This window comes from Micromonospora sp. DT47, assembly GCF_049844475.1.
Classification (GTDB): Bacteria; Actinomycetota; Actinomycetes; order Mycobacteriales; family Micromonosporaceae; genus Micromonospora.
This window is the reverse complement of record NZ_JBNCLC010000006.1, coordinates 95591-117982: the sequence shown is the minus strand read 5'-3', so window position 1 is coordinate 117982 and position 22392 is coordinate 95591. Positions and strand designations below refer to the sequence as shown.

Below are 22392 nucleotides of genomic sequence, written 5' to 3'. Positions count from 1 at the left end.
GCCGTCCGGTCCAACCGCCGGGACTCTGATCATCGGGGAAATCGGTGCACCGGAGCCCAAATCGCCTCCGGCCGGCGACAATCATCGGGTGGACCGGGTGCTGGACGTGCTGGTCGGACTACCGCCGGCCCTGGTCCTGGCGCTGGTCTTCCTGCTGCCCGCGCTGGAGGCGTCGACCTTCCTGGGCCTGCTCGTGCCCGGGGAGGTCGCGGTGCTGGTCGGCGGGGTGCTGGCCCACGAGGGGCGGCTGCCGCTCTGGGCGGTGATGGTCGCCGCCCTGGCCGGCGCCGCGCTCGGCGACCAGACCGGCTACCTCGTCGGCCGCCGGTACGGCCACCGCCTGCTGGCCCGGACCCCGCGCCGGTTCGTCCGCTCCGGGGAGCTGCGCCGCGCGATGGACCTGGTCCGCCGACGGGGCGCGGTCGCGGTGGTGCTCGGGCGCTGGGCGGCGGCGCTGCGGGCGCTGGTGCCCGGTTTGGCCGGGCTGAGCGGCATCCCGCAGCGCACCTTCACCGCGGCGAACCTGACCGGCGGCGCCATCTGGGCGGTGACCGTCGCGCTGCTCGGCTACCTCTTCGCGGCGTCGTACCGGCTGCTGGAACGGCGGCTCGGGCTGGGCGGCGAGGCGCTGCTCGCCGTGTTCCTGCTGTTGATCGCGATCTGGTTCTGGCGGCACCGCGATGCGGCCCGACGCGACCGCCCCACCTGCTCGTGATCGTCTGCACGTCAGCGACACGACATGCGGTGGAGGGCGCCGCCGAAGCGGAGACGATCATGGCGGGAAACGACCCGGTCGTGTCCCGTTGATCATGAGGTTACCCGGAGGTCCTCGCCCGCCGCCCGGCCAGCCAGGCCGCCAGCTCGGCGGTGGCCGCCTCGATCGGTCCGCGCCCGTCGCCGGTCATCGCGGCGGCTTCCCCTGGATCCGGTACGCGATGGCCTCGTTCCAGACGTGCGGGTAGACGCCGATCTCGAAGTACCGGGCGAAGCGGTTGATCGGGGCGTTGGTGTGGTCGTGCCAGAGCCACCAGACCGGGGCGATGGTGAAGAGCGCGTAGTTGAGGCCCACCGTCGGCAGGTAGAGCGGGCCGAGCAGCCGGCCCTGGAGGATGTGCACGTCCTCGTGCCGCTGGATGCCCGAGGTGGAGCCGGCGCAGACCGTGCCGAGCGTGGTGGCGTACCGCGGGGAGACGCCATCCACCACGTTGACCCGGCAGGTCCGCGCGGAGGTGGTCCGGTCCAGCTGGTGGCCGACCACCAGGTGCGCGGCGAGGTAGATCGCGCCGACGAACGTGTTCAGCAGGCTCCAGCTGTGGTCCACGACGAAGAGCAGGACGCCGCGGACGTCCGGGCCGTACACCCGGGCCGAGGCGATCGCCCAGCAGAACGGGGCGCCGACGAGCAGCCCGACGACCGCCCCGATGGTCAGGCCGAGGGTGCCGCCGGCCCATCCGCCTAGCAGGGCGCCGAAGGCGATGTGGACGGCGGCGCTGATGATTCCGAAGACCATGGGGTCACCTCATGCAGACCCAGGAGCGGATGTAGCGGGGCTCGCGACCCTGCGCGACCTGGGTGGGCGCCGCGGCACCACCGGCGACGGGGGCGCCCGACGCGGTGGGCCTGGCAGTTTCACGCTCTCCCTGGTGAAATCCTTCAGCGGCGTGCGGTGGTAACTGATCTGGGCGCCGGCACACCGCGACGCGGCATGCCCTGCCGCGTACGGGTCCCGTAATCATGGGCACAGTGTGTGTGATCCACTTCACTGCGAGCAGTCAGCGATCAGTCACAACGCTGTCACCGATCTTACCGGCCCGCTCTCCCATTCGGCCGAGCCCGGAAATGCGCGCGACAGATATTCTGATGGGTTGCCCCGAGCCAGTTCTCCCTCGCCTGGGGGAGGCCGGCGTGCCCGGCTCCGGGCAGGGTGGACGGTGCGCTGACCCGACCGACCCGAGGAGACCGATGACCCCCGCCCAGCGGAGCTCGCCGAAGATCGAACTCCACGTGCATCTGGAGGGCGCCGTCCGGCCGGGGCTGCTCGCCGAGATCGCCCGCGGCAACGGCGTGGCGCCGCCCGTGCCGCCGGACGGGTCGTACGCCTTCGCCGACCTGTACGACTTCATCGCCATCTGGAACGCGCTGACAGACTGTCTGCGCACGCCGGAGGACTACCGGCGGAGCCTGCTGGCGTACGCGGCCGAGGCGGCCGGCCACGGCGCGGTGTACCTGGAACCCGTGCTGGACGCCGAGGAGCGGCTCGGCGGGCCGTCGGGCTGGGCGGACGTGCTCGCCGCCTGCGCCGACGCCGCCGCCGAGGCGCGGGACCGGTTCGGTGTCGCGATCGGACTGACCCCGCAGGTCTTCCGCGGCCAGGACGTCGCGTTCGCCGAGGAGGCCGCCCGGGTGGCGACCCGCTTCGCCGGGCGGGGCGCGGTCGGCTTCGGGCTCGCCGGCGCGGAGGGGCGCTTCCCGACCGTGCCGTACGCCCGGGCCGTCCGGATCGCCGCCGACGGCGGGTTGCCGTTCGTCCCGCACGCCGGGGAGGCGGCCGGCCCGGCGGCCGTGCGCGAGGTCCTGGCGATGGGGGCGGTCCGGGTGCGCCACGGGGTACGCGCCGTCGACGACCCCGACCTGGTCGCCGAGCTGGCCGACCGGGGGACCGTGCTGGACGTGACCCCCACGTCCAACCTGCGGCTGGGCGTCGCCGCGCCGGACCGGCCGCACCCGGTGACCCGGCTCGCCGCGGCCGGTGTGCGCTGCTCGGTGTCGACCGACGACCCGGCGATCTTCGACATCACCCTCGCCGGCGAGTACGCGGTCGCGGCCCGGCTCGGGGTCGAGCCGGCGGCGGCGTACGGGGCGGGGCTGGCCGGGGCGCTCTGCGACGCGTCGACCCGACGGTGGCTGGCCGACGTCGGTGCGCGGGCATACGGGGAAGTGTTTGCCGAATCTATCCTGGATAAGTAATATCCAGAATATGAGGATGGTCGAGGGCGTCGAGTGGGCGCTGCACAGCTGCCTCAACATGACCTGGCTGGAGCCGGGTCGGGCGGTGTCGGCGGCCCGGCTTGCCGCCTTCTACGGGCTCCCCACCGCCTACCTCAACAAGCAGCTCCAAGCTCTCGTGCGGGCCGGGATCCTCAGCTCGACCCCGGGCCCGCGCGGCGGCTTCCGGCTGGCCCGCCCGCCCGAGGAGATCACCCTGCTCGACGTGGTCACCGCCATCGAGGGCCCGGAGGAGGCGTTCCGCTGCGAGCAGCTGCTGCGCCAGGGACCGGGGGGCAGCGCCGACGTCGACTACCGGCAGGCCTGCCTGATCTCGCAGGCCATGCGCCGGGCCGACCTGGCCTGGCGGCGGGAGCTGGCCGGGCAGACCCTCGCCGGCCTGCGCGCGTCTGTCGAGGGCCACTACCCGGACACCCCGCGCAACACCCGTGACCGCTTCGCCCTGTCCTGACCCACCGTCCCGAAAGGTGACCACCATGACCACCGCACCCCTGCACGTCCGCGCCGACGACGCCACCGTCCTCGCCGACGGGCCGACCAGCCTGATCACCCTGCTCGGCGACGCGGGCGACACCGGCGGCGCGCTGACCGCCAACCGGGCCACCCTGCACCGCGGCTCGCCCGGCGCCCCGCCGCACCTGCACACCCGGGCCGCCGAGACCTTCTTCGTCCTCGACGGAGTCCTCGACGTGCTGGTCGCCGACGAGATCCGCACGCTGCGCCGGGGTGACTTCCTGGTCGTGCCGGCGGGCACCCCGCACGCCTTCGCCCCGACCCGTGGCGAGTCCGCCGACGTGCTGGTGGTCTTCACCCCGGGCATCGACCGGTTCGACTACTACCGGCTGCTGGAGCGGGTCCACCGCGGCGAGGCCGACCCGGCGGAGATCGGCGCCAGCGGCCCGCGCTACGACAACCACTACGTCGACAGCCCGCTCTGGCGGGACCGCCCCTGAGGGACGCGCGGCCCGGCCCGGGCGTCGGGCCGCCGGAATAGGATCACCTCATGCATCCCGTCTCCTGCGTGCTGCTGGTCGATCCCGCCGGCCGGCTGCTGCTGCAGCTGCGCGACGAACACGCCCCGCACCACCCGAACGTCTGGGGACTCCCCGGCGGCCACGGGGAGCCGGGGGAGACCGTCGAGCAGACGGCCCTGCGGGAGCTGCACGAGGAGACCGGGCTGGTCCCCGACGGTCGGCTGCGCCCCTTCGCCGTCCAGGAGCTGCCCGAGCTGGGCCGGGTCAAGCACTACTTCTGGGGCGCGACCCGGGCCCGGCAGGAGGACGTGGTGCTCGGCGAGGGCGTGGCGATCGTCTTCATCCCGGCCGACCAGGTCCTCGACGGGCGGCCGTACACGCCGGGGACGGTGGAGGTGCTGACCCGCTTCCTGGCCTCGCCCGACTACGCCGGCCTGGTCACCGCCGGCCGCTGACCGGCGCCCCGTCCACCCCGACCGCCCTGCTACCGATCTTCGGCCGGGACCTGGGTGCGGTGCTGACGCGGGCTGACCCCGCGTACCCGGCGGAAGGCGGTGCTCAGCGAGAACGGGCTGCCGTAGCCGACCTGCCGGGCCACCGCGCCGACGGTCGCCTCGGGCTCGCGCAGCAGGTCCGCCGCGAGGCTCAGCCGCCAGCCGGTGAGGAAGGTCATTGGCGGTTCGCCGACCAGCTCGGTGAAGCGGCGGGCCAGCGCCGCCCGGGACACCCCCACCTCGGCGGCGAGCGACGCCACCGTCCACGGCCGGGCCGGGTCGTTCTGCAGCAGCCGCAGCGCCGGCCCGACCACCGGGTCGCCGGCCGCCGCGTACCAGGAGGGGGCCGCCCCGGGGCGGTCGAACCAGCTGCGCAGGGCGGCGATCAGCAGCAGGTCGAGCAGCCGGTCCAGCACCGCCTCCTGGCCGGGGGAGTCCCGCACCACCTCGTCGGCGAGCAGCCCGACGAGGGGGCTGTGCCACTCGTCCGCCCGGACCACCAGCAGCGCCGGCAGGGCGGCGAGCAGCCGCCGGCTGATCTCGCCGGGCAGCTGGTACGTCCCGGTCAGCAGCACCGTGTCACCCGCCGCCCCGGTGCCCCAGGTGCGGACGCCCAGCGACGGAGTGGCGGCCAGCGGCTCGCCGCGCAGCGTGGTGCAGCGCTGGCCGGGATGGATGACCACCTGCGGGGCGGTGCCCGGGTCGTCGGCGACGGTGTACGAGTCCGGGCCGCGCAGCACCGCCACGTCACCGGGATGCAACAACTCGGCCGTTTCCTCGTCCGGCACCACCCAGGCGGCGCCCCGGACCACGGCGACCACGGCAAGCGGCGCCCGGTCCTCGATGCGCAGCGCGAACGGCGGGTCCAGCAGCGAGCGGAGCAGGAACGCGCCCCGGGCGCGGGGCCCGTCGAGCAGGCCGGTCAGAAGATCCACAGTGGAGATCATAGGCGGTCACGAATGGTTCAATGATCCACAACCATTCAGCGTCCAGCGGTGTTCCGGTTGGTCGCGCGGTACGCGGTCGAGGCGCCCGGCGGTCCCGACCCGCCGGCGGGCTACCAACATGCGGCCAGTGCTCCGCACTTCAGAGCGGGGTGAAGGCCGTGTGGCGGGGCCGGCTAGGCCGGAGCGTGCTCTAGCTGGGCCTGTGCTGCTGCTCGATGTACTGGTGTAGGACGGTCAAGGGTGCGCCGCCGACGGACCCGGCGAAGTACGAGCCTGACCAGAGCCGGTTGGCCCGGTAGTAGTGGGACACCAGGTCGGGGAACTCCTGCCGCATTCGCCGCGAGGACACGCCCTTGAGGCTGTTGACCAGCTTCGACAGGGCGACCTTCGGTGGGAAGTTGACCAGCAGGTGCACGTGCTCGCCTTCGCCGTTGAACTCGACCAGCTCGCATTCGAAGTCGGCGCACACCGCCCGCATGATCTCCTCTAGGCGGGCAAGGTGTTGGTCGGCGAACACCTTGTGCCGGAACTTCGTCACGAAAACCAAATGAGCATGCAGGGTGAATATGCAGTGCCTGCCAGTCCGAATGGTTTCACGATCGGCCATAAACCAATGGTAGACTGTCCAACGTGCAGCTCCGGTACAACTACCGCCTGTACCCGACGCCGGGCCAGCGGGACGCGCTGGCGCGGGCGTTCGGGTGCGCGCGGGTGGTGTTCAATGACGGGCTGCGCGCACGTCAGCATGCCCGCGAGGCGGGCGAGGCGTATATGTCGGATGGTGAGCTGTCGAAGCGGGTCATCACCCTGGCCAAGCGGACGCCGGAGCGGGCGTGGCTGGGTGAGGTGTCGGCGGTCGTGCTTCAGCAGGCTCTCGCGGACCTGAACATGGCGTACCGGAACTTCTTCGCCTCGATCAGCGGCAGGCGCAAGGGGCGCACGGTGGCCGCGCCGAGGTTCCGGTCCCGCAAAGACAACCGGCAGGCCATCCGGTTCGCCGCGAACGCCCGGTTCAAGGTGCTGGACAACGGACGGCTCAAGCTGCCGAAGATCGGGGACGTGCCGGTGCGCTGGTCACGTCCCTTGCCGGCAGCACCATCCAGCGTGACTGTAATCAAGGATGCTGCGGGGCGGTACTTCGCGTCGTTCGTCGTGCAGAGCACCGACGAACCGCTGCCGCCGGTGGAGTCCGAGGTGGGTATCGACCTTGGGCTTACGCACTTCGCGGTGCTGTCCGACGGCACAAAGGTGGCCGCGCCGAGGTTCTTGCGCCGGGCGGCGCGTAAGCTGCGCTGGTTGCAGCAGGACCTGTCCCGCAAGCAGCGGGGCAGCGCGAATCGTAAGAAGGCCGTGGTCAAGGTCGCCCGCGCCCACGCTCGGGTGGCCGACAGCCGGCGGGACTGGCAGCACAAGCTCTCCACACGGATCATCCGCGACAACCAAGCGGTGTACGTGGAGGACCTGTGCGTCGCTGGTCTCGGCCGCACCCGGTTGGCGAGATCCGTGCACGATGCCGGGTGGGCGTCGTTCACGGCGATGTTGGAGTACAAGGCCGCCCGGTACGGGCGTGCCTTCGCGAGGATCGATCGGTTTGTTCCCACGTCGCAGACGTGCTCGGCGTGCGGCCGGCTCGACGGCCCGAAACCGCTGTCCGTCCGGTCGTGGACCTGCGGGTGCGGCGCGGTCCACGACCGAGACGTCAACGCAGCCAGAAACGTGTTGGCCCAGGGACGCTGGGACAACTCAAACGCCTGTGGAGCGCAGGTAAGACCGGCCCGCGTGCCGGCGCCGCGCCGAGAAGCAGGAATCCACCCGGACGCCGCGTGTGCCACGCGCAGCGTGGAGGGAATCTCCCCCCGTTAGGTCGGAGAGAACGTCAAGGTGGGGGCCGGTCCGCGCGGGTGGAGGAGGCGGCATGGTCCGGTGGAGCTGGTTCCGGGAGTCCACCGGCCGGCTGCGGCAGGGCTGGCTGCCGGTGGTGGAGACGACCCTGGCGGCGACCGTCGCCTGGATCCTGGCCGCCCGGCTGGTCGGGCACCCGCAGCCGTTCTTCGCCCCGGCCGCCGCGCTGATCGTCCTCGGCCAGGCCCGGGGGCAGCGGGTCCGCCGGGCGGTCGAGGTGGTCCTCGGGGTGGCCGCCGGTGTCCTCGTCGCCGACCTGGTGATCCAGGCCCTCGGGCTGCGGACCACCTGGACGGTCTTCACCGTCATCCTGCTGACCACCGCCCTCGCGGTGGCGATCGGCGCGAGCACCGTCTCCGTGGTCCAGGCCGCGGTCTCCGCCCTCTACCTGGTGGTGGTGGCGCCGCCGACCGAGTCGCTGGTGCCGTTCCGGTTCGTCGACGCGCTGATCGGCGGCGGGGTGGCGGTGGTGGCCAGCCAGCTGCTCGACGCCCGGCGGCCGCTCGCCCCGCTGGTCGCCGAGTTCCGGCGCACCTATGACGGGCTGGCCGAGGCGCTGGAGACGGTCGCCACCGCGCTCGACGAACACGACGAGCCGGCCGCCGTGGACGCGCTGGAGCGGGCCCGGCAGCTCGACGCCGGGGTGGAGCGGCTGCGCACCGCGGTCCTCGCCGCCGGGGAGGCGGTCCGGCTCAACGTCCGGCGGCGCCGGCACATCGGCCGGCTGCGCACGGTCGACGCCTCGATCGGCCAGCTCGACTACGCGGTCCGCAACGTCCGGGTGCTGGCCCGGGCCGGGGTCACCTTCAGCCGGCTGCCCACCCCGGTCCCGCCGGACCTCGGCGCGGCGTTGCGCTTCCTCGCCGAGGCGGTCCGGGCCGCCGGCGAGGCCCTCGCCGCCGACCTGGACGGCGCGGAGGAGGTCGCCGACCGGCACGCCGAGCGCGCCGACACCGCCGCGCTGGAGTCGGTCCGCATCGCCGGCCGGCTCTTCGCCCCGGCGCAGAGCCTGCCGCTGGTGATGATCGTCGGGCAGATCCGGGCCACCGCCATCGACCTGCTGCGCGGCGTACGCGCCGACGACGACGCGGCCGTGCTGGCCCGGGTGGACGAGGCGCTCGGCCTGCCCGCGCTCTGACCAGCAGTGGTAAGGAGCGCATCTGGCTTGTGGTCGTGACGGATCGGGTGTGTGATCGACGGCGAGGACGTCGTACCCCCGGAAGGACCGCACCACGTGAGCGCAGCCGTCACCCAGGAGAGCACCGCCGTACCCCGGACGGTGCTCGCCGCCCGCACCGGCGTCGCGGTGGTCTTCGCCCTCAACGGCCTCGCCGTGGCCACTTGGTTCTCCCGGGTCCCCGCGGTCCGGGAGGCGCTCGGGCTCAGCGCCGGCCGCCTCGGCCTGCTGCTGCTCGCCATGTCCGGTGGCGCGGTGCTGGCGTTGACCACCGCCGGGCTGGTCACCCAGCGCCTCGGCGCGGCCCGCACGGTGGTGCTGTCCACCGTGCTCGTGGCGGTCGGGTTGGCCGGGGTCGGGTTGGCCGGCGGGCTCGCCGGTTCGCTGCCCGGCGTGGCGGTGGGGCTCTTCGCCCTCGGTTACGGCTCCGGCACCTGCGACGTGGCGATGAACGTCGAGGGCGCGGCTGTCGAGAAGCGGCTCGGGCGCACCATCATGCCCCGTTTCCACGCCGCCTGGAGCCTGGGTTCGGTGGCCGGCGCCGGGATCGGCGCGGGCGCCGCCCGGCTCGGCCTGCCGGTGACCGCCCACCTGGCGGTACTGGCCGCGGTGGTGCTCGGCGGCACCGTGCTGGGCGCTCGGGCGTTCCTGCCCGCAGCGGCGCCGACCGGGGACACTCCCGCCGGCCGTCGCGGCGGCCTGCTCGCCGCCTGGCGGGAGCCGCGGACCCTGCTCATCGGGTTGCTGGTGCTGGTGATGGGCTTCACCGAGGGCAGCGCCAACGACTGGCTCGCCGTCGCCTTCGTCGACGGGTACGGCGTCAGCGAGGCGGCCGGCGCCGCCGTCTTCGCCGTCTTCGTCGCCAGCATGACCGTCGGGCGGACCGCCGGCACCGCGGCCATCGACCGGTGGGGACGGGTCCCGGTGCTGCTCGCCACGATGCTGCTCGCCGTGGTCGGCGCCAGCCTGGCGGTGCTCGCCGGCTCCGGGCCGGTGGCCATCGTCGGAGTGGTGCTCTGGGGGCTCGGCGCCTCCCTCGGCTTCCCGGTCGGATTGAGCGCCGCCGCCGATGACGAGGCGCGGGCGCCGGCCCGGGTCAGCGTGGTCGCGATGATCGGCTACACGTCGTTCCTGGCCGGACCGCCGCTGCTCGGCCTGCTCGGCGACCGGGTGGGCACGCTGCACGCGCTGCTCGTGGTGCCGGTGCTGCTGCTCCCGACCCTGGCGCTGGTGTCGGTGATCCGCCCGCCGGCGGACCGCTCCACTGCATAGAACATATCGGTGAACGGCCGTTTCCGGTATCGGGTGCGCGGCCGACTGCGCACCGCACCGCCGCTGGCTAGGGTCGCCGGATGCCTACCGAAGAGATCACCGCGGCCGCCGCGGGCAGCTGGACCCTGGGCGACCGCACCGTGCGCCGAATGGGCTTCGGCTCCATGCGGATCACCGCCCACCCCGACGCCGACCGGGCGATCCGCGTGCTGCGCCGGGCCGTCGAATTGGGCGTCGACCACATCGACACCGCCGCCTTCTACGTCTCGCCGGGCGGCACGCTGAACGTCGGCACCGGCCCGGCCCGGTACGCCACGGAGCTGATCCGCGCCGCGCTCGCCCCGTACCCGGACGACCTGGTGATCGCCACCAAGGTCGGCTTCGCGTACGACCCGGCGACCGGGCTGGTCGAGGCGGCCGGCCCGGCCCAGCTGCGCGCCCAGGTCGAGGAGAACCTGCGCCGGCTCGGCCGCGACCACCTCGACCTGGTCAACCTGCGGATCGTGAAGCGGCCGGGCCGGGACTCGGTCGCGGAGTCCTTCGGCGCCCTCGCCGAGCTGCGCGAGGCCGGGCTGATCCGGCAGCTGGGCCTGTCCAACGTCCGCCTCGACCACCTCGACGAGGCGCGGGCCATCGCCCCGGTGGTCTGCGTGCAGAACAACTACGCCATCGACAACCGGGGCGACCAGGACGCCCTGCTGCGCGAGTGCGGCGAGCGGGGCGTGGCGTTCGTACCCTTCTTCGCCCTGGCGGGCGCGAACCGGGAGGCCGGCGCCTGCGCCGAGCACGCCGAAGCGGTCCGCGCCGTCGCGGCCGCCCACGGCGCCACCCCGCAGCAGGTACGCCTCGCCTGGACCCTGCACCGGGGGCCGCACGTGCTGGCCATCCCCGGCACCGGCAACCCGGACCACGTCGCGGAGAACGTGGCGGCCGGCGCGCTGCGGCTGACCGCCGAGGAGCTGGCCGCGCTCGGCTGACCACCCGCCCAGCCGGCGTTCACCCGGCTCGTAGCGGACTGCCAGGAAATGGTGCTGAACTGGGAGGGCACGCCGAGGAGAGGAGCGGGCAGATGGGCTGGTTCAGCCGGCGGTCCCGGGCCGCCCAGGGGATCACGACGAAGCTCGACCGGAAGGCCACCCGGGAAGACCTGGCCGCGCTGGAGGAGTTCGTGACCAGCCACATAGGCGTGGAGTTCTACCTCGAACCGGAGACCACCGCCACCGACACCACCGTCGCGGCGATCGCCCACGACGGCGAGTGGATCCGCCGCCGGACCGGTTCGCCGCAGGCGGCGGCGAAGCTGGCGAACCGGCACGGGGTGCCGCTCTACGAGGCGGCGAAGACCGGCTACCCGGAGCGGATGCGGGCCTGGAACCGGGCCCACCCGGAGCGCCGGGCCCGCTGACCGGGCCGCCGCCGCTCGCACGGCCGACCGGCGGCGCGGCCCACTCTTGCGGCTCAGCCCTGGGCGGCGGCGCGGGCCTCGTCGAGGGTCATCGGTGCGGCATGGCTGGAGACGTACCAGCGGTAGCCGTCGTCGAGCAGCCGGCGTACCAGCGCCAGGTCGGGGCCGTCCCCGGGCCCGGCGCAGGTGCGCCGGCCGCGGGTAGAAGCGGCCCGGCCGGTCGGGCGGTCAGCCGGTGAACGCCCGGGCCACCGCGTAGCCGAGCGCCGCGGCGCCCAGCCCGGCGACCACGCTGACCAGCACGTTGACCAGCGCGGACAGCCGGGCGCCGGCGCGGGCCAGCCGCAGCGTCTCGTACCCGAAGGTCGACCAGGTGGTCAGCGCGCCGCAGAAGCCGGTGCCGACCAGGGCGGTGACGGCCGTCCCGGCCGGGACCGCGACCAGCGCCCCGAGCAGCAGCGAGCCGGCGACGTTGACGGTCAGCGTGCCCCAGGGCAGGACCGAGTCGTGCCGGGCCTGCACGGCCCGGTCCGTCAGGTAGCGCAGCGGCGCGCCGAGCGCCGCGCCGAGCGCGATCAGCAGTACGGTCACCGGCCGCCTCCGGCGCGGCCCAGCAGCCGGCCGGCCACGGCGTCGCCGACCGCGACCGCCGCCAGCCCAACCACCAGGGTGGCCGCCAGGTATGCCAGCGCGGTCCCCGCCGCCCCCGCCGCCACGGCCAGCCGCACGTCCACCACATACGCGGAGAAGGTGGTGAACCCGCCCAGCACCCCGACGCCGAGGAACGGCCGGACCAGCGGGCCGGCCGGGCGCCGGGCGATGGTGGCCATCAGCGTGCCGAGCAACAGGCAGCCGGTCACGTTGATGCCGAAGGTCGCCCACGGGAAGCCGGTCGGGGCGTGCGGCAGGGCGGCCTGGACGCCGGCCCGGGCCAGCGCGCCGAGCACCCCGCCCGCCGCGATGGCGCCGAGCACCGCCGCCGGGTGCGCGCCGAGTTCGGCCCGGTCGGCGGGTACCCGCAGGTCGACGTCGGGGTCGACGCGGCGCGGAGCGGGTCCGGTCACCTGTCCTTCCTACCAGGACGCGGGCCACCGGCAGGGACCGACGGCGCGGTGCTGCCGGGCCGGGACGGCGGGCCCGCCGCGTCGGGGAGCATGGCGCGGGCCCCGCTCCGGGCCTCCCGGCCGCCGATCCCCGGGCTCAGGCGACCGCGTCGGCCCGTTCCCGTTCCGGCCTGATCGCCGGCCGCTCCCGCCGGGCCAGCCGGCGGCCGACCGTGGCCGCCGTCACCCGCCGGTTGGCCCCGGACCAGAGGACGTCCGGCGGCACTTGTCGCCGCGCTCGACGCCGCGGCGACCGGCCGGATCGCGCCGCTGATCGGGCAAGACGTTCCCGCTGGAGCGGGCAGCCGACGCCCACCGGGCGATCGAGGACCGCGCCGTCGTCGGCAGGACCCTACTGACGGTCTGACGGATCGGGCCGGGGGCCGCCCGCCACCGCGCCCAGCCGATCGGGAGCGGGCGGCCGGCCAGCCCGCCGAGCAGGGCACACTCGCCGCTGAGTCACAGGGGGGTGGTGGGGCGCCGCTGACCGGCGAGCGACTCCTCGCCCGCACGGGGAGGCACGACTGCCTGCGGCGCGAGGGTGAGTCCGAGCGTGCGACGTACCGCGGCGGACACCGCCGCCACGTCGTCGTTCCCGACGACGGCGGCGAGGTGGCCGTCGGGCCTGATCACCATCGCCTCCCCGGCGCGCGCCTCGAGTGCCCCGGCGAGCAGGCCGGTCGGGTCGATGTCCGGTATCGCCAGTACCCGCACCGGTGCCGGCCGGGCCAGGTCCACCACGGCGTCCAGCATGGCGGTCGCGCCGGTGGTGAGGACGAGAACGCCGTCCCGGACTATTTCGCGCAGCCGGCTCACGCCGGATTCGCCGGCGATGGCGATCGGCGCGTCCGGCACCAGCACCCCGGGTACTACCGGGGGTGCCTCGCCGCGGGGTGGCCGGCCGGAAAAGGCCCGGTCCGGGTGTGGGGTGGTCAGGGCGGAGTCGACGTACCAGTACGGCTCCGCCAGCCGGCCGGAGTCGACCTCGCCGCGGACCGTCGGATCGGTGAGCGCCGCGTGCAGGACGTCCTGCCGTCGCCGCCGTGCCGCCTCGTCCTGTGGAACCAGGAAGTCCATCGTGGCGCTGGTGACCGTGAGGTTCTCCATCGCGGCCGCGATCCGCTCCGTCCCGTACGACTCCAGCAGCGCCCGTGGGGCCCAGCCGCGCAGGACGAAGGCGATCTTCCAGGCCGCGTTCTCGGCGTCCTGAACGCCGGAGTTGAGCCCTCGCGCGCCGAACGGTGCCACCAGATGTGCGCAGTCGCCGGCCAGCAACACTCGCCCGAGACGCATCCGGTCGACCAGCCGGGCGTGGAACCGGTAGACCGACGACCACACCACCTCGTACGGCCGGTCGCCGACGACCCGGCGGATCCGCCGGTCGAGCGCGCCGCTGCGGCGTTCCCGGTCCAGGTCGAAGTCCGCCGGCACCTGCCAGTCGATCCGGTACGACGAGTCCGGGCAGGGGTGGATGAGCACCTGGCGACCCGGGTTCCACGCCGGGTCGAAGTAGAACCTCCGCTCGTCGGCCCACTCGCCGAGATCGGCGCGGATGTCGCAGATCAGGAACTGGTCGTCGAAGGACCGGCCGCGGAACGTCACGCCCAACATACGGCGGACCGCGTCACCACGGGCGCCGGCGCAGGCGAGCAGGTACGACGCCCGCAGCTGCCGCTCACCGCCGTCGGTACGGCAGGTCACGGTCACGCCGTCGGCGTCCTGGTTGATTGCGGTGACCTCGTGCCCCCAGCGCACGTCGATCGTGGGCGCCGCGGCGATCCGCTCGTCGAGGACCTGCTCGGTGTAGGTCTGCGAGACGTTGACGAACGGTGGGAACGGCGACCGGCCGCGGTCGGCGAACGTCAGGCAGAACAGTTCCGTGTCCTGGTAGTAGGTGCGGGCGCGTTCCCAGGTCACGCCCTCGTCGGCGATCAGCCGGCCGGCACCCACCGCTTCCCACACGTCGAGCACGTCGCGTTGCTGGCAGATCGCCTTCGACCCGACCGGGTCCCGCCCGGGCCGCGCGTCGAGCACGGTGACGGGTACGCCCCACCGGGCCAGCAGCAGTGCGGCGGTCTGGCCGACCGGTCCCGCCCCGATGACGACGACCCGATCGGCGTCGGGTTCCCCGTCCGGGCTCATCCCTGTAACTCGTTCCACACGTCGCGGTCCCGTTCGGCCGTCCAGATGTGCGGCCAGTCGACACCGTCGAGTTCGTCCCACAACCGCTGGACGTTGAACGGCAGGCAGTGCTCGAAGATCGGCCACTTGCCGTACCGGGGGGCCAGGGCGGTGTGGGTGGCCTGGAAGGCGTCCCTCAGCGAGCCGCCGGCGGCGTGCACCTCGCCGACCTTTTCCCGCATCACCAGCAGGAAGTCGCGGGTCTGGTCGATGGCGGCGTCGACGGCCGCCCGCCCCTGGGCCACCGCGCCCCGCCCGCCGACCAGCGCCTCCGCCCCGAACTCGCGGACCCGGTCCAGAGTGCCGGTGGACCAGTCAGTGTGGAACGCGTCGCCGGTGTAGAGGGCGGCCTTCGCTTCGACGAGGTCGCCGGCGAACAGCACCCGCTGCCGGGGCAGCCACAGCACGATGTCGCCGGCGGTGTGTCCCCGACCGCAGTACTGCAGCACCACCTCACCACGGTCACCACCCAGGTCGATGGTGAGCCGGTCGGAGAAGGTGAGATCCGGCCAGGTCAGCCCGGGGATGCTCTCCTCCCCGGTGAACAGCCGCGGCATCCGGCCCCGCTCCGACTCCCAGTCCTGCGTGCCGCGTTCGGCGATGAGCCGCCGGGTCTGGTCGTGGGCGACGATGACGTCGGCGTCGAACGCGGACGCGCCGAGCACCCGGACCGCGTGGTAGTGCGAAAGCACCAGGTACCTGACGGGCTTGTCGGTGTGCTCGCGGAGCTTGTCCAGCCACCGTCGGGCCATCACGGGCGTCGCGCGGGCCTCGAACGCGATGAGGAAGTCCTCGCCCTCGATCGCACCCACGTTCGGGTCACCCTCGGCGGTGAGGGCGTACACGCCGTCGGCGAGCACCTCGAGGGTCTCGGCCTTCTCCTGCACGTCCGCCGACGAGGCAAACGGCTTGGCCACGGATGTCACGGCCTCTCCTTTCTGTCGGTCGACGTCAGGACGTCGCTGTGGAGTAGTTCCCACCGAGGTACGCACTGCGGACGCGGTCGTCGCCGACGAGCGCGTCCGGGGAGCCGGTCGCCACCACCCGTCCCCGGTCCATCACGACGACCTCGTCGGCGACCCGGAACGCGGCCCGGACGTTCTGCTCCACCAGCACGATGGCGAGGTCGTGTTCGGTCTTCAGTTGGGCGAGGGCGGCGAAGATCTCCGCCACCAGGCGGGGCGCCAGACCCAGGCTCGGCTCGTCGAGGACGAGCACCTTCGGTTCGGCCATCAGGCCCCGCCCGATCGCCACCATCTGCTGCTCGCCGCCGCTGAGCGTGCCGGCCGGCTGGTCGAGCCGGGTGGCCAGTCGCGGGAAGAGCTCCAGCACGTGTGCCCGTCGGGCGGCCGCCGTCCCGCTGCGGCGCCGGGTCCAGCCGCCGAGGGCGAGATTGTCCGACACGGTCAGCGACGGGAAGACCAGGCGGTTCTCCGGCACGTGGGCCAGCCCGGCCGCGGCGATCGCCTCGGCGGCCAGCCCGGTCAGGTCGCGCCCGGCCAGCATGACCCGACCAGCGGTGGGTCGCAGCAGCCCGGACAGCGCCCGCAGCAGGGTGCTCTTGCCCGCGCCGTTGGCCCCGATGACGGCGAGCAGTTGGCCGTCGGGGACGGTGAGGTCGACCTCGTGCAGGACCTGGAGTTTGTCGTATCCCGCACTCAGCCCGGAGACGTCCAACATCACGCATCGTCCTCATTCGCCAGATTGCCGTCCGCAGTCTGTGCCGCAGGCAGGGTCAGGTCCTCGTCGTCGTCGACCCCGAGGTAGGCGGCCAGGACCGCGGGGTCCTGGCGGACCTCGTCCGGTGTCCCGAGCGCGATCAGGTGCCCGTCGTCGAGCACCGCCACCCGGTCGGCGAGGGCCAGGACGGCTTCCACGTCATGCTCGACGAGCACGATCGCCATCCCGCCGGCCCGCAGCCGGCGCAGCAGCCGTACCAGCTCGCGCCGCTCCGCGCCGGAGAGCCCGGCCATCGGCTCGTCCAGCAGCAGCAGATCGGGTTCGAGAGCGAGGGCTCGCGCGATCTCCAGCTGCCGCTGCCGGCCGAACGGCAGGTCCGCGGCGAGCCGGTCGGCGTCGGCCGCCAGGCCGGTGAGGGCCAGCAGCTCGTTCACGGACCGATGGATCTGTCGTTCCTCACCCCGGGCCGGGAAGGAGAGCGCGGCGCGCAGCATCCCCGCCCCGCTGCGCAGGTGGCGTCCCACCGCGACGTTCCCGCGAACTGTCGTGGAGCGGAAGATCTGCAGGTTTTGGAACGTCCGCGTCGCCCTGGCCTCGGCGAAGACGTGCGGTTTCCGGCCGTCGATGCGGGTGTTCCCCAGTCGTACCGAGCCGGCAGACGGCGCAAGGACGCCGCTGATCATGTTGAAGCAGGTGGTCTTCCCGGCCCCGTTCGGGCCGATCAGCCCGAAGATCTCACCAGCCCGCACGTCGAACGACACACCGCTCACGGCGGTCACGCCGCCGAAGCGCCGGGTCAGGTCGCGGACCTCCAGCAGCGGTTCACCAGCGACGGGCCGGCCCTCCCTGGCGAGCAGGGGCGAGCCGTCGGGCTCGGCCTCGGCCGCGGCCGGTTCGCCAGTGGCCGGTGCCGGGCGTCGGAGGCGGGCGAGCAGCCGCCGCCACACCTCGTGGATGCCGCCGGGTACGAACAGGATGACCGCGGTCAGCACCACACCGAAGCCGATCAGCTGTACCTCGCCCACCGCGCCGGGGACGAGGGTGGGGATGAGGCTGCGCAGCCCCTCGTCGAGCAGTTCGACGGAGAACGCGCCGATGACCGCACCCCACACGCTGCCCAGGCCGCCGAGCACGGACATCAGCAGGAACTCCACCGAGAGCGGGAAGTTCGCGGCGTTCGGGTTGACCACCCCGATCCAGTGCACGTACGCGACGCCAGCCAGGCCGGCGAAGCCGGCGGAGAGCACGAAGACCTGCAAGCGGAGGCGGAACGTGTCGACGCCCAGGCACTCGGCGGCGATCTCGGAGTCGTTGACCGCGCCGAGAGCGCGGCCGATCCGGCCGGTGACGATGTTGCGGGCCAGCAGCAGCGCCAGGAACACCACCGGGGCGAGCAGCCAGAAGTACTCCGCGGGGCTGTCGTAGCGGCGTCCACCGAAGGTCGGCTTGTCGACGCCGTAGATTCCGGAGGTGGCGCCGAGGAACTCCGACTCCGTGGCGGCGACCGTGACGATGATCCCCAGGCCCAGGGTGGCCAGCGCCAGGTAGTGGCCGCGCAGTCGCAGCAGCGGCAGCCCCACCAGCAGTGCCGCGACCATGGCGAGGCTGACCGCGATGATCGCGGCGGGCACCATCGGCACCTGGTACTTGGTGATCAGTACCGCCTGTCCGTACGCGCCGATGGCGAAGAACGCCGCCTGCCCGAGGCTCACCTGCCCGGCCAGCCCCATGAGCAGGGTCAGGCCGATCGCGGCGAGTCCGTAGATCAGCGCGTAGACCCCCACGTTCACCATCGACTCCGAGGCGAGCAGTGGGAAGGCCGCGAGGAACAACGCCAGCAGGGCGAAGGCCGCGAGGTCACCGCGGGAGAAGCGGGCCCACCGGCCCCGTCCGGTGCGGGCGGCGGACCCTCGCGCTGTCGTCTCCGTGCCGTTCGACGCCGTTGTCTTGACCGTCATCACACCCTGGCCACGGCGCGCTGCCGGAGAATGCCGCCTGGGCGCACCACCAGGACGACGATCAGGACGATGAAGGCGACCGCGTCGCGCAGACCGGAGTCGACGTAACCAGCGACGAGCGACTCCAGGATCCCGAGCAGCAGGGCGCCGCCGATGGCGCCCCGGATCGAGGTCAGGCCGCCGAGCGTGGCGGCGACGAAGCCCTTGAGCCCGAGGGTGAGCCCGGAGTCCCAGGCGCTGAAGTAGACCGGGCTGGCCAGCACGCCGGCCACCGACGCCAGCAGCCCGGCGATGCCGAAGGAGACCAGCGAGGCCCGGGAGATCGAGATGCCGACCAGCCGGGCGGCGGTGGCCTGCTCGGCGCAGGCCCGCAACGCCTTGCCGGCGAGGGTGCGCTCGTAGAACCAGCTCACCCCGACGGCGGCGACCGCGGTGACGCCGAGGATCCAGAGGTACTGGGCCCGCACCGCCACGCCGAAGACGGTGAAGTCGCTGCCGGGAAAGGGAGTGAGACCACGCGCCTCGGGCCCCCAGATCAGCAGCATGGTGGCCTTCAGCGCGGTGGAGACGCCCAGGGTCAGGATGATCGACAGCAGGGTGGTCATCCGCTTGACCGGGGCGATCGTCAGCCGCTGCATCAGCGCGGCCACGATCACGACGGTGACGACGGCCAGCCCGATGGCGACGAGCAGCGGGAGTCCGCTGCTCGTCGCGCTGATCGCGACCAGCCCCGCCAGAGCCACGAGTTCGCCCTGGGCCAGGTTGATGACCTCGCTGACCGTGTAGACCGCGACGAAGCCCATGGCGATCAGGGCGTAGATGGCGCCGGTGGAGGCGCCGGCCAGGAGGAGTTGGAGGAGGTCGCTCATCGTCGGAGGGCTACTTGTCCTGCAGGATCTGCCACTTGCCGCCAGAGACGGTGACCAGCACCAGGGCCTGCTTGGTCAAGCCCGAGTGGTCCTCCGGCGTCATCTTGTAGACGCCGCTGACGCCCGCGAAGCCGTCGACCTTCTCCAGGTGGTCGCGGACCTTCTGCTTGTCGGTGCCGACCGCCTTGAAGGCGTCCGCGGCGAGCTGGAAGGCGTCGTAGGCGTGGCCGGCGAAGGTGGACGGCTTCTCGTTGTAGGCCTTCTGGTAGTCCGCGAGGAACCGGGTCAGGACGGTCTTCTGCGGGTCACTGTCAGGCAGCTGGTCGGCGACGAGGAGCCGGCCCAGGGGAGCCATCAGACCGTCTGCGCTGCCACCGGCGGTGTCAAGGAAGACCTGGTTGCCGATGCCGTGGCTCTGCACGACGGGAGCGGTGATGTTGAGCTGCCGGTAGGCCTTCTGGGCGAGGCCGGCCGCCGGCGGGATGCCCCAGATGAGGTTCATGTCCGCCTTGGCGTTGCGAATGTTGATCATCTGGGCGGTGAAGTCGCTGGCGTCGGGGGCGAACTTCTCGACCTTGACCACCGAGATCCCGTCGGCCTTGCCGAGTTCGGTGAGGGTCTCGACCACCCCCTCGCCGTACCCGGACGCGTCCCGCAGCAGGCCGATCGTCTTCCAACCCTTGGACCTGGCGAGGTCGACGATGTTCTGCAGCACGACAGCGTCGTTCTGGGCCGTCTTGAAGACCCACTTCGCGTCCTTGACGACCTTGACGTTGGCCGCGAGCGAGATCATCGGGGTCTTGCTGGACTCGGCCACCGGCCGCATGGCCAGGCTCGGTCCGGTGCGGCTCGCGCCAAGGACGATGTCGACCTTCTTGCTGACCATCTCGTTCATGGCCTTGGCGGCGCCGTCCTCGGTGGACTGGTTGTCCTCGACGATCAGCTCGACCTTGCGGCCGCTGATCCCGCCGGCCTCGTTGACCTGCTTGGTCAGCAGCTCCAGCGTCTTGCGCTCGGGCACGCCGAGGCTCGCGCCGGCGCCGGTGATGTCGAGCACCGCGCCGATCCTGATCGGGCCGCTGCTGTCGCCACCGCCTCCCGTGGCGTCCTTCTCGGCGCACCCGGCGCCCGCGAGCAGCAGAGTCGCCAACACCGCTGTTATGACACCGGCCCTGCGGGTCCTGGCCATCACACGCTCCCTCTGGTCTCGGCGCCGATCGGGTCACCGGCTCCACCTCCCGCAGGCTGTTCTATAATCGAACGGCCTGCTCTGATATTGAATCGAGACGCTAGTATGGTGTGACCGGGCACACAAGAGCCCGACCGAAGAAGGGCCCTGCTCACCGGTGACGCATTCCCAGACGCTGGACCGCGGCCTGCGCATCCTGGAGGTGCTCGCCGCCGCCGACGGCCCGCGGTCGATCGCCGAGCTCACCCAGTCAATCGACGTACATCGCTCCATCGTCTACCGCATGGTCCGCACCCTCGAAGACCATCGGCTGGTCACCCGCCGGCAGGACGGCCGGTACGAACTGGGCCTCGGCCTGTCGGCGCTGGCCCGCTCGGTCCGCCCCGCCCTGCAGTCCGCCGCGCTGCCCGCGCTGTCCGCCCTGGCCGACGAGGTCGGCATGACGGCCTTCCTGGTCGTGCCCGAGGGTGACGAGGTGGTCACCCTGGTCAGCGTCGAGCCCCGGCGCTCCCACGTGCACGTCACGTACCGACCGGGCGTGCGGCATGCGATCCATCTGGGGGCTCCCGGCCATGCCGTGCTCGCCGGACGGCCGCCCAAGCCGGGCGAACCAGAGCACGTCACCGCGGCGCGAGGCCGCGGATGGGCGTCGTCGTATGGCGAGGTGCTGTCCGGGATGCGGTCGGTCGCCGCGCCGGTGGTCGACAACCGGGGCGAGGTCATGGCCGCGATGGCGGTGGTCTATGTGGGTGCGGAGAGCGACCCCGCCGACCTGGGCCAGCGGGTCATCGCCGCTGCGGCCACCGTCGCCGACCGGCTCTCCGGACGCCTCTAGTGGATCAAGGCTCCCAGGCGTACGGTACGTCACTACGATTTCGCCGTCGACGGCCGAACGCCGCCGTTTCACACATCTGAGGAGGGCGCTGTGCAGGACCGCAGTCCACGGCCGGAGGAGTTGGAGCCGATCGAGCGCGCGTCCGTGGACGAGCTGCGGGCGCTGCAACGGGACCGGCTGCGCTGGTCGTTGCGGCACGCGTACGACAACGTGCCGCACTACCGGCGGACGTTCGACGCGGCCGGGGTCCACCCGGACGACTGCCGGGACCTCGACGACCTGGCCCGCTTCCCGTTCACCGGCAAGGCCGAGCTGCGGGAGAACTACCCGTTCGGCATGTTCGCCGTGCCCCGCGAGCGGATCGCCCGACTGCACGCCTCCTCGGGCACCACCGGCCGGCCCACCGTGGTCGGCTACACCCGCGACGACCTGAAGACCTGGGCCCGGCTGATGGCCCGGTCGATCCGCGCCTCCGGCGGCCGCCCGGGCGACCGCGTGCACGTGGCGTACGGCTACGGCCTGTTCACCGGCGGACTGGGCGCCCACTACGGCGCCGAGGAGCTCGGCTGCACGGTCATCCCGGTCTCCGGTGGCATGACCGAGCGGCAGGTGATGCTGATCCGCGACTTCGAGCCCGAGGTCATCATGGTCACCCCCAGCTACATGCTGGCCATCGTCGACGAGATGGAGCGGCAGGGGATCGACCCGCAGGCCACCTCGCTGCGGGTCGGCATTTTCGGCGCGGAGCCGTGGACCGAGGACATGCGCCGCGAGATGGAGCACCGCCTCGACATGCACGCGGTGGACATCTACGGCCTCTCCGAGGTGATGGGCCCGGGCGTGGCCAACGAGTGCGTCGAGACCAAGGACGGGCTGCACCTGTGGGAGGACCACTTCTACCCGGAGATCATCGACCCGGTGACCGGGGAGGTGCTGCCCGACGGTGAGCGGGGCGAGCTGGTGCTCACCTCGTTGACCAAGGAGGCGATGCCGGTGGTCCGCTACCGCACCCGCGACCTCACCCGCCTGCTGCCCGGCACCGCCCGGCCGATGCGCCGGATCGAGAAGATCACCGGGCGGGCCGACGACATGATGATCGTCCGCGGGGTGAACGTCTTCCCCACCCAGATCGAGGAGCTCATCCTGCGTACCCCGCAGCTCTCTCCGCACTTCCAGTGCGTGCTGGACCGGCAGGGCCGGATGGACACCCTGATGGTCAAGGTGGAGCGTCGGGCCGGTGTCGCGCCGGAGGCGGCCACCCGGGCCGGCGCGGCCCTGGTCGAACTGGTCAAGAACACCATCGGGGTGAGCGTCGGGGTCGAGGTGATCGAGCCGGACGGGGTGGAGCGCTCGATGGGCAAGATGCGGCGCATCGTCGACCAGCGACGGGCGGGTTGAGG

Annotated in this window: 24 protein-coding genes; 12 read left to right on the top strand and 12 right to left on the bottom strand. The window is 72.9% G+C overall.

What is annotated here, in order from left to right; all coding sequences use genetic code 11:
- The first annotated feature begins 88 nt into the window (after window positions 1-88).
- Window positions 89-715 carry a DedA family protein gene (locus ACLQ2U_RS11735; RefSeq protein WP_425750621.1) on the top strand — a complete coding sequence of 209 codons (627 nt, stop codon included), beginning with the start codon at window positions 89-91 and terminating at the stop codon, window positions 713-715.
- 186 nt (window positions 716-901) lie between these two features.
- On the opposite strand, the gene ACLQ2U_RS11730 is transcribed toward ACLQ2U_RS11735, so the two are convergent.
- Window positions 902-1510, bottom strand: a complete 609-nt coding sequence (locus ACLQ2U_RS11730) for a glycine zipper family protein (RefSeq protein ID WP_425750620.1) — start codon at window positions 1508-1510, stop codon at window positions 902-904.
- Window positions 1511-1962: 452 nt separating this feature from the next.
- Between ACLQ2U_RS11730 and ACLQ2U_RS11725 the strand changes: the two genes are divergently transcribed.
- From ACLQ2U_RS11725 to ACLQ2U_RS11710, 4 genes are read left to right on the top strand one after another with little or no spacing between them, the layout of a single operon-like run.
- Window positions 1963-2967 (top strand): adenosine deaminase family protein, encoded by a 1005-nt coding sequence (locus ACLQ2U_RS11725; protein ID WP_425750619.1) that lies wholly within the window; start codon window positions 1963-1965, stop codon window positions 2965-2967.
- A gap of 16 nt (window positions 2968-2983) precedes the next feature.
- Window positions 2984-3457 carry an RrF2 family transcriptional regulator gene (locus ACLQ2U_RS11720; RefSeq protein ID WP_425750618.1) on the top strand — a complete coding sequence of 158 codons (474 nt, stop codon included), beginning with the start codon at window positions 2984-2986 and terminating at the stop codon, window positions 3455-3457.
- A gap of 25 nt (window positions 3458-3482) precedes the next feature.
- Window positions 3483-3959, top strand: a complete 477-nt coding sequence (locus tag ACLQ2U_RS11715; protein ID WP_425750617.1) for a cupin domain-containing protein — start codon at window positions 3483-3485, stop codon at window positions 3957-3959.
- Between the two features lie 50 nt (window positions 3960-4009).
- Entirely contained in the window at window positions 4010-4435 is a 426-nt protein-coding gene (locus ACLQ2U_RS11710; RefSeq protein ID WP_425750616.1) for an NUDIX domain-containing protein, read from the top strand.
- Window positions 4436-4464: 29 nt separating this feature from the next.
- On the opposite strand, the gene ACLQ2U_RS11705 is transcribed toward ACLQ2U_RS11710, so the two are convergent.
- Together ACLQ2U_RS11705 and tnpA are read right to left on the bottom strand one after the other, a co-directional pair.
- Entirely contained in the window at window positions 4465-5409 is a 945-nt protein-coding gene (locus ACLQ2U_RS11705) for an AraC family transcriptional regulator (protein WP_425750615.1), read from the bottom strand.
- Window positions 5410-5611: 202 nt separating this feature from the next.
- On the bottom strand, window positions 5612-6028 hold the full coding sequence (tnpA, locus tag ACLQ2U_RS11700) for an IS200/IS605 family transposase (protein WP_425750614.1): 417 nt from the start codon (window positions 6026-6028) through the stop codon (window positions 5612-5614).
- Between the two features lie 23 nt (window positions 6029-6051).
- On the opposite strand from tnpA, the gene ACLQ2U_RS11695 reads away from it, so the two are divergent.
- From ACLQ2U_RS11695 to ACLQ2U_RS11675, 5 genes are all read left to right on the top strand, one after another.
- A complete protein-coding gene (locus ACLQ2U_RS11695; protein WP_425750613.1) occupies window positions 6052-7284 on the top strand; it encodes an RNA-guided endonuclease InsQ/TnpB family protein in 1233 nt (410 codons plus the stop codon).
- A gap of 52 nt (window positions 7285-7336) precedes the next feature.
- A complete protein-coding gene (locus tag ACLQ2U_RS11690) occupies window positions 7337-8461 on the top strand; it encodes an FUSC family protein (RefSeq protein WP_425750612.1) in 1125 nt (374 codons plus the stop codon).
- A 96-nt stretch (window positions 8462-8557) separates the two neighbouring features.
- Window positions 8558-9772, top strand: a complete 1215-nt coding sequence (locus ACLQ2U_RS11685) for an MFS transporter (protein WP_425750611.1) — start codon at window positions 8558-8560, stop codon at window positions 9770-9772.
- Window positions 9773-9852: 80 nt separating this feature from the next.
- Complete coding sequence (locus tag ACLQ2U_RS11680) at window positions 9853-10749, top strand: aldo/keto reductase (RefSeq protein WP_425750610.1); 897 nt, start codon at window positions 9853-9855, stop codon at window positions 10747-10749.
- Window positions 10750-10841: 92 nt separating this feature from the next.
- Window positions 10842-11177, top strand: a complete 336-nt coding sequence (locus tag ACLQ2U_RS11675; RefSeq protein WP_425750609.1) for a hypothetical protein — start codon at window positions 10842-10844, stop codon at window positions 11175-11177.
- A 228-nt stretch (window positions 11178-11405) separates the two neighbouring features.
- Here ACLQ2U_RS11675 and crcB read toward each other — a convergent pair whose 3' ends face one another.
- The 9 genes from crcB to ACLQ2U_RS11630 all read right to left on the bottom strand — a co-directional run bounded on the left by crcB (window position 11406) and on the right by ACLQ2U_RS11630 (window position 20121).
- Window positions 11406-11768, bottom strand: coding sequence for a fluoride efflux transporter CrcB (crcB, locus tag ACLQ2U_RS11670; protein WP_425750608.1), 363 nt, complete (start codon window positions 11766-11768; stop codon window positions 11406-11408).
- Complete coding sequence (locus ACLQ2U_RS11665) at window positions 11765-12241, bottom strand: FluC/FEX family fluoride channel (RefSeq protein WP_425750607.1); 477 nt, start codon at window positions 12239-12241, stop codon at window positions 11765-11767. The genes crcB and ACLQ2U_RS11665 overlap by 4 nt, the downstream gene beginning before the upstream one ends.
- A 136-nt stretch (window positions 12242-12377) precedes the next feature.
- Window positions 12378-12506 carry a hypothetical protein gene (locus ACLQ2U_RS11660; protein WP_425750606.1) on the bottom strand — a complete coding sequence of 43 codons (129 nt, stop codon included), beginning with the start codon at window positions 12504-12506 and terminating at the stop codon, window positions 12378-12380.
- Window positions 12507-12739: 233 nt separating this feature from the next.
- Window positions 12740-14422: an FAD-dependent monooxygenase gene (locus ACLQ2U_RS11655; protein ID WP_425750605.1), complete on the bottom strand. Its 1683-nt coding sequence runs from the start codon at window positions 14420-14422 to the stop codon at window positions 12740-12742.
- The gene (locus tag ACLQ2U_RS11650; RefSeq protein ID WP_425750604.1) at window positions 14419-15387 is read right to left on the bottom strand and encodes an MBL fold metallo-hydrolase; all 969 of its coding nucleotides are present in this window, start codon (window positions 15385-15387) and stop codon (window positions 14419-14421) included. The genes ACLQ2U_RS11655 and ACLQ2U_RS11650 overlap by 4 nt, the downstream gene beginning before the upstream one ends.
- Before the next feature lie 25 nt (window positions 15388-15412).
- A complete protein-coding gene (locus ACLQ2U_RS11645; RefSeq protein WP_425750603.1) occupies window positions 15413-16141 on the bottom strand; it encodes an ABC transporter ATP-binding protein in 729 nt (242 codons plus the stop codon).
- Entirely contained in the window at window positions 16141-18099 is a 1959-nt protein-coding gene (locus ACLQ2U_RS11640) for an ABC transporter permease subunit (RefSeq protein WP_425750602.1), read from the bottom strand. Before ACLQ2U_RS11640 ends, ACLQ2U_RS11645 begins: the two co-directional genes overlap by 1 nt.
- Window positions 18099-18968, bottom strand: coding sequence for a branched-chain amino acid ABC transporter permease (locus tag ACLQ2U_RS11635; protein ID WP_425750601.1), 870 nt, complete (start codon window positions 18966-18968; stop codon window positions 18099-18101). The genes ACLQ2U_RS11640 and ACLQ2U_RS11635 overlap by 1 nt, the downstream gene beginning before the upstream one ends.
- A gap of 10 nt (window positions 18969-18978) precedes the next feature.
- Window positions 18979-20121, bottom strand: a complete 1143-nt coding sequence (locus ACLQ2U_RS11630; protein WP_425750600.1) for an ABC transporter substrate-binding protein — start codon at window positions 20119-20121, stop codon at window positions 18979-18981.
- A gap of 193 nt (window positions 20122-20314) precedes the next feature.
- Here ACLQ2U_RS11630 and ACLQ2U_RS11625 point away from each other — a divergent pair, with 193 nt between their 5' ends.
- Both ACLQ2U_RS11625 and paaK read left to right on the top strand, forming a co-directional pair.
- Window positions 20315-20992 carry an IclR family transcriptional regulator gene (locus ACLQ2U_RS11625; RefSeq protein WP_425750599.1) on the top strand — a complete coding sequence of 226 codons (678 nt, stop codon included), beginning with the start codon at window positions 20315-20317 and terminating at the stop codon, window positions 20990-20992.
- Window positions 20993-21082: 90 nt separating this feature from the next.
- Window positions 21083-22390, top strand: coding sequence for a phenylacetate--CoA ligase PaaK (gene paaK, locus ACLQ2U_RS11620; RefSeq protein ID WP_425750598.1), 1308 nt, complete (start codon window positions 21083-21085; stop codon window positions 22388-22390).
- The last annotated feature ends 2 nt before the right edge of the window (window positions 22391-22392 follow it).

Bases quoted from the DNA above. Each gene is read 5' to 3' on its own strand.
- ACLQ2U_RS11730 (WP_425750620.1), bottom strand. From the start codon at position 1,510: ATGGTCTTCGGAATCATCAGCGCCGCCGTCCACATCGCCTTCGGCGCC.
- ACLQ2U_RS11645 (WP_425750603.1), bottom strand. From the start codon at position 16,141: ATGTTGGACGTCTCCGGGCTGAGTGCGGGATACGACAAACTCCAGGTC.
- ACLQ2U_RS11635 (WP_425750601.1), bottom strand. From the start codon at position 18,968: ATGAGCGACCTCCTCCAACTCCTCCTGGCCGGCGCCTCCACCGGCGCC.
- ACLQ2U_RS11715 (WP_425750617.1), top strand. From the start codon at position 3,483: ATGACCACCGCACCCCTGCACGTCCGCGCCGACGACGCCACCGTCCTC.
- ACLQ2U_RS11690 (WP_425750612.1), top strand. From the start codon at position 7,337: ATGGTCCGGTGGAGCTGGTTCCGGGAGTCCACCGGCCGGCTGCGGCAG.
- ACLQ2U_RS11680 (WP_425750610.1), top strand. From the start codon at position 9,853: ATGCCTACCGAAGAGATCACCGCGGCCGCCGCGGGCAGCTGGACCCTG.
- ACLQ2U_RS11655 (WP_425750605.1), bottom strand. From the start codon at position 14,422: ATGAGCCCGGACGGGGAACCCGACGCCGATCGGGTCGTCGTCATCGGG.
- ACLQ2U_RS11675 (WP_425750609.1), top strand. From the start codon at position 10,842: ATGGGCTGGTTCAGCCGGCGGTCCCGGGCCGCCCAGGGGATCACGACG.
- ACLQ2U_RS11725 (WP_425750619.1), top strand. From the start codon at position 1,963: ATGACCCCCGCCCAGCGGAGCTCGCCGAAGATCGAACTCCACGTGCAT.
- ACLQ2U_RS11640 (WP_425750602.1), bottom strand. From the start codon at position 18,099: ATGACGGTCAAGACAACGGCGTCGAACGGCACGGAGACGACAGCGCGA.
- ACLQ2U_RS11720 (WP_425750618.1), top strand. From the start codon at position 2,984: ATGGTCGAGGGCGTCGAGTGGGCGCTGCACAGCTGCCTCAACATGACC.
- tnpA (WP_425750614.1), bottom strand. From the start codon at position 6,028: ATGGCCGATCGTGAAACCATTCGGACTGGCAGGCACTGCATATTCACC.
- ACLQ2U_RS11710 (WP_425750616.1), top strand. From the start codon at position 4,010: ATGCATCCCGTCTCCTGCGTGCTGCTGGTCGATCCCGCCGGCCGGCTG.